The organism is Streptacidiphilus albus JL83, from assembly GCF_000744705.1.
Lineage (GTDB): Bacteria > Actinomycetota > Actinomycetes > Streptomycetales > Streptomycetaceae > Streptacidiphilus > Streptacidiphilus albus.
In genome coordinates this window covers 4,227,418-4,239,923 of record NZ_JQML01000001.1, presented here as the reverse complement: position 1 = coordinate 4,239,923, position 12,506 = coordinate 4,227,418, and the positions used below count along the sequence as shown (strand labels likewise).

15 protein-coding genes and 1 riboswitch are annotated in these 12,506 nt (G+C 70.9%); of the genes, 11 read left to right on the top strand and 4 right to left on the bottom strand.

Going from position 1 to position 12,506, the window contains the following annotated elements:
- Positions 1-51 precede the first annotated feature (51 nt).
- Together BS75_RS18220 and BS75_RS18215 are read left to right on the top strand one after the other, a co-directional pair.
- A complete protein-coding gene (locus BS75_RS18220) occupies positions 52-867 on the top strand; it encodes a carbohydrate ABC transporter permease (RefSeq protein WP_231607819.1) in 816 nt (271 codons plus the stop codon).
- Positions 868-870: 3 nt separating this feature from the next.
- Positions 871-1,749, top strand: a complete 879-nt coding sequence (locus BS75_RS18215) for a carbohydrate ABC transporter permease (RefSeq protein ID WP_081982417.1) — start codon at positions 871-873, stop codon at positions 1,747-1,749.
- 94 nt (positions 1,750-1,843) lie between these two features.
- Here BS75_RS18215 and BS75_RS18210 read toward each other — a convergent pair whose 3' ends face one another.
- Both BS75_RS18210 and BS75_RS18205 read right to left on the bottom strand, forming a co-directional pair.
- Positions 1,844-2,197: a cupin domain-containing protein gene (locus tag BS75_RS18210; RefSeq protein WP_034089001.1), complete on the bottom strand. Its 354-nt coding sequence runs from the start codon at positions 2,195-2,197 to the stop codon at positions 1,844-1,846.
- 106 nt (positions 2,198-2,303) lie between these two features.
- Entirely contained in the window at positions 2,304-2,594 is a 291-nt protein-coding gene (locus BS75_RS18205; RefSeq protein ID WP_034089000.1) for a hypothetical protein, read from the bottom strand.
- A gap of 244 nt (positions 2,595-2,838) precedes the next feature.
- On the opposite strand from BS75_RS18205, the gene BS75_RS18200 reads away from it, so the two are divergent.
- The 3 genes from BS75_RS18200 (at position 2,839) to BS75_RS18190 (ending at position 4,413) form a co-directional block, all read left to right on the top strand.
- On the top strand, positions 2,839-3,066 hold the full coding sequence (locus BS75_RS18200; RefSeq protein ID WP_034088999.1) for a DUF3263 domain-containing protein: 228 nt from the start codon (positions 2,839-2,841) through the stop codon (positions 3,064-3,066).
- A 52-nt stretch (positions 3,067-3,118) separates the two neighbouring features.
- Entirely contained in the window at positions 3,119-3,958 is an 840-nt protein-coding gene (gene otsB, locus BS75_RS18195; protein WP_034088998.1) for a trehalose-phosphatase, read from the top strand.
- A gap of 95 nt (positions 3,959-4,053) precedes the next feature.
- Complete coding sequence (locus BS75_RS18190) at positions 4,054-4,413, top strand: hypothetical protein (RefSeq protein WP_034088997.1); 360 nt, start codon at positions 4,054-4,056, stop codon at positions 4,411-4,413.
- Positions 4,414-4,416: 3 nt separating this feature from the next.
- On the opposite strand, the gene BS75_RS18185 is transcribed toward BS75_RS18190, so the two are convergent.
- Together BS75_RS18185 and BS75_RS18180 are read right to left on the bottom strand one after the other, a co-directional pair.
- Entirely contained in the window at positions 4,417-5,850 is a 1,434-nt protein-coding gene (locus BS75_RS18185) for an alpha,alpha-trehalose-phosphate synthase (UDP-forming) (RefSeq protein WP_034088996.1), read from the bottom strand.
- A gap of 78 nt (positions 5,851-5,928) precedes the next feature.
- Entirely contained in the window at positions 5,929-6,939 is a 1,011-nt protein-coding gene (locus BS75_RS18180) for a glucosyl-3-phosphoglycerate synthase (protein WP_034088995.1), read from the bottom strand.
- A gap of 168 nt (positions 6,940-7,107) precedes the next feature.
- Positions 7,108-7,241: riboswitch (SAM riboswitch) on the top strand.
- Positions 7,242-7,258: 17 nt separating this feature from the next.
- Between BS75_RS18180 and thrC the strand changes: the two genes are divergently transcribed.
- The 6 genes from thrC to BS75_RS18150 all read left to right on the top strand — a co-directional run bounded on the left by thrC (position 7,259) and on the right by BS75_RS18150 (position 12,476).
- Positions 7,259-8,557, top strand: a complete 1,299-nt coding sequence (gene thrC, locus BS75_RS18175) for a threonine synthase (RefSeq protein WP_042438241.1) — start codon at positions 7,259-7,261, stop codon at positions 8,555-8,557.
- Between the two features lie 79 nt (positions 8,558-8,636).
- Entirely contained in the window at positions 8,637-8,915 is a 279-nt protein-coding gene (locus BS75_RS18170) for a MoaD/ThiS family protein (protein ID WP_034088993.1), read from the top strand.
- Positions 8,916-9,545: 630 nt separating this feature from the next.
- Complete coding sequence (locus BS75_RS18165) at positions 9,546-9,746, top strand: cold-shock protein (protein WP_030255564.1); 201 nt, start codon at positions 9,546-9,548, stop codon at positions 9,744-9,746.
- Between the two features lie 342 nt (positions 9,747-10,088).
- Entirely contained in the window at positions 10,089-11,711 is a 1,623-nt protein-coding gene (gene groL / locus BS75_RS18160) for a chaperonin GroEL (protein WP_034088992.1), read from the top strand.
- Between the two features lie 130 nt (positions 11,712-11,841).
- Entirely contained in the window at positions 11,842-12,219 is a 378-nt protein-coding gene (locus BS75_RS18155) for a hypothetical protein (RefSeq protein WP_034088991.1), read from the top strand.
- A complete protein-coding gene (locus BS75_RS18150; RefSeq protein ID WP_034088990.1) occupies positions 12,216-12,476 on the top strand; it encodes a DUF4031 domain-containing protein in 261 nt (86 codons plus the stop codon). The genes BS75_RS18155 and BS75_RS18150 overlap by 4 nt, the downstream gene beginning before the upstream one ends.
- Positions 12,477-12,506 lie beyond the last annotated feature (30 nt).

The window sequence follows — 12,506 nt, the reverse complement described above, 5'->3', positions numbered from 1 at the left end:
CTCGCTCCCCTGCCCTGGGTGGCTCCGGCGGCCGCGCTGATCCTTTTCGTAGTGATCTGGCCGGTCGTCCAGATGTTCCTGACCTCCCGCGAGAAGTACGACTCGATGGGCTTCGACCACGGGTCGGCCGGGTGGTCGGAATTCACCAAGCTGTTCGACGAGCCGGTCCTCAACGGGGTCCTCATCCGCACCGCGGTCTGGGTCTTCGGCGTCGTCACGGTCACCGTGCTCGTCTCCCTCGGTGTGGCCCAGCTCTTCAACAAGCAGTTCCCCGGCCGCAAGGTCGCCCGCTGGGCGCTGATCGCGCCCTGGGCCGCCTCGGTCGTGATGACCGCCATCATCTTCAAGTGGATGCTGGACCCGAGCAACGGCGTGATCACCCTCATCGGTCACGACCTCGGCTTCATCAAGCAGTTCAACGGCCCCGGCTCCAACCCCCTCTCCGAGCAGACCCCGGCCTTCATCTGGGAGATGTTCGTCGCGGTCTTCGTCTCGGTCCCGTTCACCACCTACGCGCTGCTGGCCGGCCTGCAGGCGGTCCCGGGCGAGGTCTACGAGGCCGCCAAGCTCGACGGCGCCTCGGTCTTCCGGACCTACTGGTCCGTCACCCTGCCGCTGCTGCGCCCCGCGCTGATGGTGGCGGCGCTCATCAACGTGATGAACGTCTTCAACTCGTTCCCGATCATCTACGAGATGAACGGGGGCGGCGCCAACAGCGCCGACGCCACCAGCACCATCTTCATGTACACCACCGAGCAGTCGAACATCGGTGAGGGCGCTGCGATGTCGGTGGTCAACTTCGGCTTCATCATCGTGATCGTCCTGCTGTTCCTGCGGGCGTCCAAGTGGAACTCCGCGGAGGACTGACAAATGGCCACCGACACCGTGCCCGTGCCCGCGTCCGCCAAGCCCCGGTCCCCGCAGGTGCTGAAGCAGCGCAAGCCGCCCCGGCTGCGCACCGTCATCACCGCCGGCGCCGCCTACGTCATCGGGATCTTCTTCCTGCTGCCGTACATCGAGATGTTCATCACCGCGCTGCGCCCGCACAACGAACTCCTGGACCGGGACTACTTCCCCAGCCACCCCACCCTGCACAACTTCCTGTCCACCGGCATCGCCTCCAACATCGGCGTCAGCCTGGAGATCGCCGGCGGCGCGACGCTGCTGGTCCTGCTGGTCGGCATCCCGGCCGCGTACTACACCGCCAGGCGCAAGTTCTTCGGGCGTGGGGTCTTCCTGGTCCTGGTGCTGATCACCCAGATGTTCCAGCCGACCGCGATGATCGTCGGCATCTACCGCGAGTTCCTGCAGTTCAACATGGTGAACTCGATCTGGGCACTGATCCTGGTCAACGCCGGCTTCAACATGGCCTTCGCGATCTGGATCCTCAACGCCTACTTCGGCGCCATCCCCAAGGAGATCGAGGAAGCCGCGATCGTCGACGGCTGCTCCCGGATCGGCGCGCTGTTCCGCGTCATCATCCCGCTGGCGCTGCCGGGCATCGTCACCGCGCTGATCTTCACCTTCATCGCCGCCTGGAACGAGTTCATCGTCGCCCTGACGCTGATGAACTCCGACCCCGGCACCGAGCCGCTGACCGTCAGGCTCTCCTCCTTCGTCGGCCAGTACTCCACCGACTGGGGCCACCTCTTCGCCGCCGGGCTGCTCTCCACCGTCCCGGTGATCATCCTGTTCGCCCTGATCGAGGGCAAGGTCGTCTCCGGCCTCACCTCCGGATCGGTCAAGTAGTCAGGCAGTCGGCCGGTCGCAGCAGAGCCCCGGCCGGGGCGGACCTCCACGGAGGACCGCCCCGGCCGGGGCTCTGTGCGTGCCGGCGGGCCGACTACGGCAGGGTGATGTGGTACGCCTTGCGCAGGGTCTCGTGGACGGTCCAGGTGGTCCGGTCGCCCTCGCGCAGCACGCAGGCGTCGCCGGGGCCGACGTCGAAGGTCGCGCCGTCCTCGACCGCGATCGTGGCCCGGCCGCTGACCACCACGAACAGCTCGTCGGCCTCGGTGTCGGTGACGGTGCCCGGGGTGATCTGCCAGATTCCGCGGATCTGCTTGCCGTCCTCGGACTCCCAGAGGACCGCGCCGGAGACCTCGGGGGAGCCGGCGACGATCTGCTCCGGGTCCAGCGGATCCGGCTCCAGGTCGGCGTCGGGGATGTGCACGGCGAAGCTGCTGATGCTGGTCATGCTCCGACGCTAGCCGCGACCGGCCCCGGCGGGCAGCGGCACTGTGTGTCGGACCCGCCCGACACCATGACAGGTCGTAATCGGTCGACCCGCCGCCGAAATGCACTCAGCACCAGTAGTCGAAGGTCCCCAGCAATTGGTTCGCCGCGTTGCCGTTCTGGTAGTAGACCCGGTAGCTGCCCAGCTCGCCCTGGGTCGTGTAGAAGACTGATGTCCGGTCATATGTGTACGTAATGATGTGGACGCTGCCCGCCGTGTAGATGGTGTCGGTGGTGGGGCAGTTGAGGTAGTTGATGGACGGTGGGGCGGCCGCGGCGGCCGCCGTGCCCGCGGTGAGGGCCAGCGCGGCGGCCGCCGCGCCGATGACGGTGGTCGCGCGCCTGCTGTTGAGCTGCATGAAATGCCTCCCATTGCTTCGGTTCGTCCTGGGCCGACGATCGGCTCCATCGTATTGACGTGAACGCGCCATGGCAATATTTGAATTGATTCCGCATTTATTCAACAAGGCTTCGTTTGTCGGGGAACGAGAAAGTGGCGGCGGCCATTCCGGGCCTGCGCTCCGGCGCGCGCGGCGGGTGTCGGACCCGCCCGACACCATGACAGGTCGTATGGTCGTACCGCCGGAACGAGGGGAGTGCAGGATGGACGAGCTCAGCGACCGCGACCGCGCGATCCTCGCGCTGGAGGCGCGACCCTGGCGCACCCCGGGGGCCAAGGAGGCCGCCGTCCGCGAGCAGCTCGGGATCGCGCCGGTCCGCTACTACCAGCTGCTCAACGGCCTGCTGGACCGGCCGGCCGCGCTGGCCCACGACCCGCTGCTGGTCAACCGGCTCCGACGGCTCCGGGAGCAGCGCCGCTCCCGCCGCTGACCCCTCCCGGTTCGCGGCCCCCGGGGCGGGCCCGGACCGTAGAGTCGGAGCCATGGCCCTTCCCGAACCGCATACCGCTGCCGGAGCCGCCGGGCTCGCGGCGTTGCTCAAGGATCCGACCCGCGCCGTCGTCGGGCTCGACTACGACGGCACGCTCGCGCCGATCGTGGCCGACCCCGAGCAGGCCAGGGCCCACCCGGCCGCCGTGCCCGCGCTGGCCCGACTGGCGCCGCTGGTCGCCGCCGTGGTCGTGGTCACCGGCCGGCCGGCCGCCACCGCCGTCCGGCTCGGCGGCTTCGCGGACGTCCCCGGCCTGGAGCACCTGACCGTGCTCGGCCACTACGGACTGGAGCGCTGGGACGCCGCCACCGGTGAGCTGCGCGCGCCCGGGGAGCACCCGGGCATCGCCGGGCTGCGGGCGGACCTGGCGCTGCTGGAGCTGCCGCCGGGCGCCTGGATCGAGGACAAGGGGCACGCCCTCGCCGTCCACACCCGCCGTGCCGCCGTGCCCGATGCGGCGCTGGCCGAGCTGGACGCGCCGCTGCGGGCGCTGGCCGCGCGGCACCGACTGGCGGTCGAGCCCGGTCGGATGGTGCTGGAGCTGCGTCCGCCGGGGATGGACAAGGGCGTCGCGCTGACCGCCTTCCTGCGCGAGCGGGAGGCCGGCAGCGTGCTCTTCGGCGGGGACGACCTCGGCGACCTGGCCGCCTACGACGCGGTCGACGGCCTGCGCGACTCGGCCGGGCTGCCCGGACTGCTGGTCTGCAGCGCCCCGGCCACCGGCGAGCCCCCGGTGGCGGCCCTGGCCGACCGCGCCGACCTGGTCGTCCCCGGTCCGGACGGGATCGCCGCGCTGCTGGCGGAGTTGGCGGCGGAACTGGCGGACCGGTAGCCGAGCCCCCGCCCGGGACGGCCCGGGCGGGCCCCCGTACCGTGGTAGCGCCGCCGTCCGGGCGGCGTCGCGAGCCATGGAACCGGGAGGGCCTGATGCCCGAACCACGCTGGGTGCGGGAGGAGTCCCGCCGACAGTGGGCGGCGCTCGGATTCGAGGGCCGGGAGGAGGTCTTCCGGACCGCGCGGGCGGGTGAGCCGCACCCCGATCCGGAGGTGGCGCTCAGCGGGGTGCACTGGGCCTGGGCCGTGCTCGGCCCGCCGGACGCCCGCCGCTCCTACCCGATCATGGACATGCTGCTGCACTTCGCCCCGGCGGCGATGTTCGACAACGTCTACAACGGCACCAAGCAGCACGACATGCGGCCCAGCGTCCGCCGCGCGGCACGCCGGGTCGAGGCCGCCAACCTGGAGCGGCTGCGCGAGCTCGGCATCGACACCCGCTCCGCCGTCTGACGCTCAGTCCTGCTGTTCCAAGGCTCGGTACTGTTCCAGGAACCAGGCGCTGGGCGGCAGCGCGGTGCCCGCCGCCGCCAGCCGCTTGCAGCGGTCGGCGCGCTCCTCCGGGTCCATGGACAGCCCGGTGTGGAGGGCCTCGGCGGTGGCGATCACGTCGTAGGGGTTGACCGTGATCGCGTCCTCGCCGAGCTCCTCGTAGGCGCCCGCCTCGCGGGAGAGGACCAGCGCGCAGCCCGCGTCGGAGACGGCCGGGATCTCCTTGGCGACCAGGTTCATCCCGTCCCGGATCGGGTTGACCAGGGCCACGTCCGCGAGCCGGTAGGCGGCCAGCGAGCGTGGGAAGTCGTCGTTCACATGGAGGATGACGGGCTGCCAGGTCGGCGTGCCGAACTCGTCGTTGATCTCCTGCGCGGTGCGCAGCACCGAGGCGGTGTACTCGCGGTACTCCGGCAGGTCGTGTCGCGAGGGGTAGGCGAAGGCGATGTGGACCACCCGCTCCAGCCACTCCGGCCGGGTCCGCAGCAGGTGCTCGTAGGCGTGCAGCCCGCGGACGATGTTCTTGGACAGCTCGGTCCGGTCCACCCGGACGATGGTGCGGCGGTCGCCGACGGCCTCGCGCAGCGCCGCCAGCCGGGAGTCCACATCGGGCCGGTGGGCCCGCTCGCGCAGGAAGTCGCCGTCGGCGCCCAGCGCGTGCACCCCGAGCACCGTCGTCCGGCCGGCGTGGGTGACGGTCACCGTGCCGTCCTCGCGGCGGTCGACGGCGGCGCCGAGCACCGCCTCGCAGCAGTCGGCGAAGGCGGCGGCCCAGCGGCGGGTCAGGAACCCGGCGCGGTCCGCGCCGAGGATGCCGGCCAGCACCTGCGCGGCGACGTCGTCGGGCAGCAGCCGGTAGTAGTCCGGCGGGGCCCAGGGGGTGTGCGAGAAGTGGCCGATCCGCAGGTCGGGGCGGAGCTCGCGGAGCAGCCGGGGGGTCAGCGAGAGGTGGTAGTCCTGGACCATCACCGTGGCGCCGGGGGTGGCGGCCTCGGCCAGCGCCTCGGCGAAGGCCCGGTTGTAGGCCTGGTAGGAGGCCCACTCGCGGCGGAAGGAGGCGCCGAAGACCGGAGTGGTCGGGGTGTTGAAGATCAGGTGGTGGACGAACCAGAGGGTCGAGTTGGCGATGCCGTTGTAGGCGCGGGCGAAGGTGCCGGCGTCGATGTCCAGCATCCGGACCGAGGGGTCGGTGAGCCCCTGCCGGGTGGCGGCGCGGTCGCCCTCGGACAACGCCGCGCAGACCCAGACCGAGTCCACCTCTTCGCCGATCGCGGACAGCCCGGACACCAGTCCGCCGCCGCCGCGGCGCGCGGTGAGCTCACCGTCGTCCTCGATGCTGTAGGAGACCGGCCCCCGGTTGGAGGCGAGCAGGATCCGTGCCGGGCTTGCTTCGACCATGGTTGAGAGCCTTGCCTTGCGGGGAGGGGGCCAAACCCGCCGTCCGGGCGGTTGCTGCACGGGTGTTCAGTATTCGTACTACCGTCCACCGGTGTTCGGGCCCGCGTTCTGCCGCCGGTGCCCGGTGGAGCGGTACTCGGGCAGGGTGACCACGGGTGGGCGGTCGAGGCCCGGTATCCCGACCGTGGTCGGGGCGAAGCCCTCCGGCGTCCGGGTGAACTGGGTCAGCCTCGGGGTGACCAGGTCGTCGGCGGCCTTCAGCCGGTCGGTCCTGGCCAGCCGGTCCAGCGCGGTGCGGTAGATGGTCGCGGCCATCCGGCCCAGTGCCTGGGCGTCCTGGTGCCGGTGGTGCCGCACGCCCACGTCGACCTGGGCCAGGGCGTCCAGCCCGGCCAGCTCCAGCGCGTCCACCAGCAGGCCCAGCTCCACCCCGTAGCCGGTGGCGAAGGGCAGCCGCTCCAGCAGCGAGCGCCGGGCCGCGTACTCGCCGCCCAGCGGTTGGACGAAGCCGGCCAGCAGCGGCCAGTGCAGGTTCAGCAGCGGCCGGGCCACCAGCTCGGTCACCCGGCCGCCGCCGGCCGGGATGGACACCGTCTCGGTGTCCAGCGGCCGGTCGTACATCGCCTTGACGAAGGCCACGCCCGGGTCGGTCAGCAGCGGGCCGACGATCCCGGAGACGAAGGCGGAGGAGAACTCGCGCAGGTCGGCGTCGATGAAGCAGACGATGTCGCCCTCGGTAGCCAGCAGCGAGCGCCACAGCACCTCGCCCTTGCCGGGCTCGGCCGGCAGCCGGGGCAGGATCGCGTCGCGGTGCACCACCCGGGCCCCGGCCCGGGCCGCCGCCGGGGCGGTCCCGTCGGTGGATCCCGAGTCGACCACCACCAGCTCGTCCACCAGCGGGCACCGCTCCATCAGGTCCCGGCGGATGGCCGCGACGATCCCGCCGACCGTGGCCTCCTCGTCCAGGGCCGGCAGCACCACGCTGACGGTGCTGCCGGTGGCCCGCTTGGCCGCCAGCAGGTCCGACAGCGGCCGGTCGGCAGCCGTCCAGGAGCGGCGGCGCAGCCAGTCCGCGACCTCGTCAAGCACAGGACTCCTCTTGGTGATCCGCGTCTCGCCTCGCGGACGATCGTGATCCGGCCGGGGGGCTTCGGTTACAGTCTTGGGGACACGGCACGCCCGCTGCACGGGGGGTGCCCAGTCTTACGCACAAATGCGCACCGGCGCCGACCGACAGGTCGCGACCGGACGCCATAGAGCTCATCCAGAGGGACTGAGGGAACGGCCCGTTGAAGTCCCGGCAACCCTCCTGCCAGCACAAGCCGTACCGGCGCTGGTGGGGAAGGTGCCAATTCCGTCCTGCGGCGAACACGCCGCGGGGAAGATGAGGAGAGAGGGCCTCGCCATCATGGCTGTCACCGCCGTAGCACCCGTCGCGCCCGTCGCGCCCACCACCGACCAGCCCTTCGGCCCCGCCGTCGCCCTGTCCTGCCGGGAGTGCGGAGCGCGCTCGCCGCTGGCCCCCGACTTCGCCTGTACCGAGTGCTTCGGACCGCTCGAGGTGGCCTACGAGCTGCCGGTCGGCGACCCCGAGGCACTGCGCGCCCGGATCGAGGCGGGCCCCACCAACATCTGGCGCTACGCGCCGCTGCTCCCGGTCCCGGTCGACGTGGCCGAGCACCCCGGCCTGAACCCCGGTTGGACCAAGCTGGTCAAGGCCGACAACCTGGCCCGCGAGCTGGGCGTCACCGGCGGCCTGTACGTCAAGGACGACTCCGGCAACCCGACCCACTCCTTCAAGGACCGGGTCGTCGCGATCGCCGTCGAGGCCGCCCGCACCTTCGGCTTCACCACTCTCTCCTGCTCCTCCACCGGCAACCTGGCCGGCGCGGTGGGCGCGGCGGCGGCCCGCACCGGGCTGCGCTCCTGCGTCTTCATCCCGCACGACCTGGAGCAGGGCAAGGTCGTCATGGCCGCGGTCTACGGCGGCGAGCTGGTCGGCATCGAGGGCAACTACGACGATGTGAACCGCTTCTGCTCGGAGCTGATCGGCGACCCGGCCGGCGAGGGCTGGGGCTTCGTCAACGTCAACCTCCGCCCCTACTACGGCGAGGGCTCGAAGACGCTGGCCTACGAGATCTGCGAGCAGCTCGGCTGGCGGCTGCCGGACCAGCTGGTGATCCCGATCGCCTCGGGCTCCCAGCTCACCAAGATCGACAAGGGGCTGAAGGAGCTCATCGCCCTCGGCCTGGTCGAGGACAAGCCCTACAAGATCTTCGGCGCCCAGGCCGAGGGCTGCTCCCCGGTGTCGGTCGCCTTCAAGGCCGGCCGCGACGTGATCCGCCCGCAGAAGCCGGACACCATCGCCAAGTCCCTCGCCATCGGCAACCCCGCCGACGGCCCCTACGTCCTGGACATCTGCCGCCGCACCGGCGGCGCGGTCGAGGACGTCGACGACGCGCAGATCGTGGACGCCATCAAGCTGCTGGCGCGGACCGAGGGCATCTTCGCGGAGACCGCGGGCGGCGTGACCGTCGGCGTGCTGCGCAAGCTCATCGAGAACGGCCTGCTCGACCCGGCCGCCGAGACCGTCGTGCTGAACACCGGCGACGGCCTGAAGACGCTGGACGCGGTGGAGGCCACCACCGGCCTGTCCGCCACCATCCGCCCCACCCTGGACTCGTTCCGCGAGGCCGGACTCGGGTGACCGAGCGTAGCGGGGGAACCGATCAGGGAGCGCGGCGCCCGCAGCCGTCTCCGAACGAAGTCAGGTCAGGAGCTAGAGCATGAGCGTTTCCGTCCGCATTCCGACCATCCTGCGCACCTACACCGGCGGCGCGGCCGAGGTGAAGGCCGAGGGCGCGACCCTGGCCGCGGTCATCGCCGACCTGGAGGCCAACCACGCCGGTATCGGCGGCCGGATCCTGGACGACACCGGCAAGCTGCGCCGTTTCGTCAATGTGTACGTGAACGACGACGACGTTCGGTTCGCGGACGGCCTGGAGACGGCCACCGCGGACGGCGCGAATGTGTCGATCATTCCCGCCGTGGCCGGCGGCTGCTGATCACCGGCGGCAACTGCAGGTAATTCCGGAACCGGGTCCCCTGAATTCCCAGGGACCCGGTTCCGCTGTTCCGGGGCGCCGGCAAAGGGCGCACACAATAGGACCGGAAGGTTCCGATCCTCTTTCCGATACGGAGCGTGCTGGAGCACCGCGCGGCGTCGGGTGCTCCGCGACAGCGGTAGAGTGGCCGAGGGCCGCTCGGGCAGCGTTGCTTTTCGGCCGTCGCTTTCCGTACGCCGCTTTCGGGCCGCTGTCCGGTCCTGTACCGCCGGCACCACGTTCGAACCGCGCCGCGCCCACCGGGTCCCCGGCTTCCGCCGCCCGGGTCCCCCGTGCCGCTCCTGCCCGCCCCGGCCCGGCAGTCCCGGCCGGACTGCGGCCCGGCGTCAGAATTTACAGTTCTTTTTGTCCTGCTGGTCCGCTATGTCCGGACCGTATTGCGCGGGTTTGTTGGCGTTCGCCGGCACCTGTCCGATAACACCCTCCAAGAATTAACCGCCTTATGCCCTGTTGCAGAGGGCATCGGAGTGGATACATTCAGCGTCGGTCGGAGCGTTGCGCAGCGCGCAGTAGCCCGGCCCGGACCGCGGAGTGCGGACCGTGAAAGGGCCAGTAATAGGGGAGTTTGGAATGGCTCAGGGCACCGTCAAGTGGTTCAACGCGGAGAAGGGGTACGGCTTCATCGCGGTCGACGGTGGTGCGGACGTGTTCGTCCACTACAGCGCGATCCAGATGGACGGGTACCGGTCGCTCGAAGAGGGCCAGCGAGTCGAGTTCGAGATCTCGCAGGGTCAGAAGGGTCCGCAGGCGGACATGGTCCGCGTGGTGTGACCTGGTCGGGTGATCGCTGACTAGACATGACCGGCCGAGCCTCGTTCCGAACGAAGCAGTGACGCAGGTCTTCCGCCAGGCCCGCACCCTTCGGGGGTGCGGGCCTGGCGGCTTTGGCCGTCCGCTCCCGCCCCGCTCCCGCAGCGCCACCCCCCGAGCCGCTTGCACTCAAGGGGGTCGAGTGCTAATCATTGGCGTTAGCACTCTGAGGTAGAGAGTGACAACGGGCCGGGTAGGTGAGGCCCCGGGCGCGACGGGAAGTGACCGTCGCCGGCCGGGTCCGTCCGTCGCGGGCGCCAGCGCGGTCCACACGCAGCCACCCTGTCCGGGAGGACCACTTCCATGGCCAAGATCATTGCGTTTAACGAGGAAGCTCGTCGCGGCCTTGAGCGCGGGATGAACCAGCTCGCCGACGCTGTCAAGGTCACGCTCGGCCCCAAGGGCCGCAACGTCGTCCTGGAGAAGAAGTGGGGCGCCCCCACGATCACCAACGACGGTGTCTCCATCGCCAAGGAGATCGAGCTCGAGGACCCGTACGAGAAGATCGGTGCCGAGCTCGTCAAGGAGGTCGCCAAGAAGACGGACGACGTCGCTGGCGACGGCACCACCACCGCCACCGTGCTGGCCCAGGCGCTCGTGCGCGAGGGCCTGCGCAACGTCGCCGCCGGCGCCAACCCGATGGCGCTGAAGCGCGGCATCGAGAAGGCCGTCGCCGCCGTCTCGGCGCAGCTCCTGGAGCTGGCGAAGGACGTGGAGACCAAGGAGCAGATCGCCTCCACCGCCTCCATCTCCGCCGCTGACCCGCAGATCGGCGAGCTCATCGCCGAGGCGATGGACAAGGTCGGCAAGGAAGGCGTCATCACCGTCGAGGAGTCGCAGACCTTCGGTCTGGAGCTTGAGCTCACCGAGGGCATGCGCTTCGACAAGGGCTTCATCTCGGCCTACTTCGCCACCGACCTGGAGCGTATGGAGACGTCCTTCGACGACCCGTACATCCTGATCGCCAACTCCAAGATCGGCGGGGTCAAGGACCTGCTCCCGATCCTGGAGAAGGTCATGCAGTCCGGCAAGCCGCTGCTGATCATCGCCGAGGACGTCGAGGGCGAGGCCCTGTCGACCCTGGTGGTCAACAAGATCCGCGGCACCTTCAAGTCCGTCGCCGTCAAGGCCCCGGGCTTCGGCGACCGCCGCAAGGCCATGCTCGGTGACATCGCCATCCTCACCGGTGGCACGGTCATCTCCGAGGAGGTCGGCCTCAAGCTGGAGAACGCCGGTCTCGACCTGCTGGGCCGCGCCCGCAAGGTCGTCATCACCAAGGACGAGACCACCATCGTCGACGGCGCCGGCGAGAGCGACCAGGTCGCCGGCCGGGTCAACCAGATCCGTGCCGAGATCGAGAACAGCGACTCGGACTACGACCGCGAGAAGCTCCAGGAGCGCCTGGCGAAGCTCGCGGGCGGCGTGGCCGTCATCAAGGCCGGCGCCGCGACCGAGGTCGAGCTCAAGGAGCGCAAGCACCGCATCGAGGACGCCGTCCGCAACGCGAAGGCCGCCGTCGAGGAGGGCATCGTCGCGGGTGGTGGCGTTGCGCTGCTGCAGGCCGGCGTGATCTTCGACAAGCTGGAGCTGGAGGGCGACGAGGCCACCGGCGCCAACATCGTCAAGGTCGCCCTTGAGGCCCCGATCAAGCAGATCGCCTTCAACGCCGGCCTTGAGGGCGGCGTCGTGGTGGAGAAGGTGCGCAACCTTCCGGCCGGCCACGGCCTGAACGCTGCCACCGGCGAGTACGTGGACCTGATCGCGGCCGGCATCATCGACCCGGCCAAGGTCACCCGCTCCGCCCTGCAGAACGCGGCCTCCATCGCCGCGCTCTTCCTCACCACCGAGGCCGTCATCGCCGACAAGCCGGAGAAGGCTGCTGCCCCCGCGGGCGGCGGCATGCCCGGCGGCGACATGGACTTCTGATCCCACGCTCGATCGGGATCGGCAGGACCTGAAGCAGCACTGACCGCGAGGCGGTCCTCCCCTTCCGGGGAGGGCCGCCTCGCGGCGTTCCCGGCGGCCCGGTCGGCGGCGGGTGCGAGAGAATGGCCGGATGGATGCCGAAGGCCTGGAAGCCGCCCTGCACACCGCCCGCGCCGGGGTCCTCCGCGACCTGAGCGCCAGGGACGTCGCCGATGCCACCGTGGTGTCGCTGCTGGAGGACGCGGTGGCGCAGCGCCGCTGGTGGGTCGAGCAGTGGCCGGAGGGCGCGGAGTACGTCCTCGGGCTGGTCGCCCAGGACGTCCAGGACGCCCTGCTGGAGAGCTACGGCCGCTGGCCGCTCTGCCCCTCCTGCACGGCCGGGGGCGACCTCCAGCCGCTCAGCGTCGAGCCGGAGCTCGGTCCGGACCCGCACTGGGTCTGCGAGAAGGAGGGGCTCGTGGTCGCCCCGGTCGGGGCGCTGGGGGGTTCGGGCGGTTCGGGCGCATGATCCTGATCGACCCGCCCACCTGGCCGGGCCACGGCCGGCTCTGGTCGCACCTGGTCAGCGACAGCTCCTACGAGGAGCTGCACGCCTTCGCCCGGCTGCTCGGGGTGCCGGAGCGGGGCTTCGAGCGCGACCACTACGACCTCCCCGAGCCCCGCTACGCCGACGCGCTGGCCGCCGGTGCGCAGCCGGTCGGCAGCCGGGAGCTGGTCGCCCGGATCACCGCGGCGGGACTGCGCAGGCGCAAGCACGCCGGCTGAGCCGCGCCCGACCGGCACCCTCGGCCGACC

What these genes read in the sequence shown, in the direction of transcription:
- BS75_RS18215 (WP_081982417.1), top strand. Translation starts at nt 871, where the DNA reads ATGGCCACCGACACCGTGCCCGTGCCCGCGTCCGCCAAGCCCCGGTCC.
- BS75_RS18210 (WP_034089001.1), bottom strand. Translation starts at nt 2,197, where the DNA reads ATGACCAGCATCAGCAGCTTCGCCGTGCACATCCCCGACGCCGACCTG.
- BS75_RS18205 (WP_034089000.1), bottom strand. Translation starts at nt 2,594, where the DNA reads ATGCAGCTCAACAGCAGGCGCGCGACCACCGTCATCGGCGCGGCGGCC.
- BS75_RS18200 (WP_034088999.1), top strand. Translation starts at nt 2,839, where the DNA reads ATGGACGAGCTCAGCGACCGCGACCGCGCGATCCTCGCGCTGGAGGCG.
- otsB (WP_034088998.1), top strand. Translation starts at nt 3,119, where the DNA reads ATGGCCCTTCCCGAACCGCATACCGCTGCCGGAGCCGCCGGGCTCGCG.
- BS75_RS18190 (WP_034088997.1), top strand. Translation starts at nt 4,054, where the DNA reads ATGCCCGAACCACGCTGGGTGCGGGAGGAGTCCCGCCGACAGTGGGCG.
- BS75_RS18185 (WP_034088996.1), bottom strand. Translation starts at nt 5,850, where the DNA reads ATGGTCGAAGCAAGCCCGGCACGGATCCTGCTCGCCTCCAACCGGGGG.
- thrC (WP_042438241.1), top strand. Translation starts at nt 7,259, where the DNA reads ATGGCTGTCACCGCCGTAGCACCCGTCGCGCCCGTCGCGCCCACCACC.
- BS75_RS18170 (WP_034088993.1), top strand. Translation starts at nt 8,637, where the DNA reads ATGAGCGTTTCCGTCCGCATTCCGACCATCCTGCGCACCTACACCGGC.
- BS75_RS18165 (WP_030255564.1), top strand. Translation starts at nt 9,546, where the DNA reads ATGGCTCAGGGCACCGTCAAGTGGTTCAACGCGGAGAAGGGGTACGGC.
- groL (WP_034088992.1), top strand. Translation starts at nt 10,089, where the DNA reads ATGGCCAAGATCATTGCGTTTAACGAGGAAGCTCGTCGCGGCCTTGAG.
- BS75_RS18155 (WP_034088991.1), top strand. Translation starts at nt 11,842, where the DNA reads ATGGATGCCGAAGGCCTGGAAGCCGCCCTGCACACCGCCCGCGCCGGG.
- BS75_RS18150 (WP_034088990.1), top strand. Translation starts at nt 12,216, where the DNA reads ATGATCCTGATCGACCCGCCCACCTGGCCGGGCCACGGCCGGCTCTGG.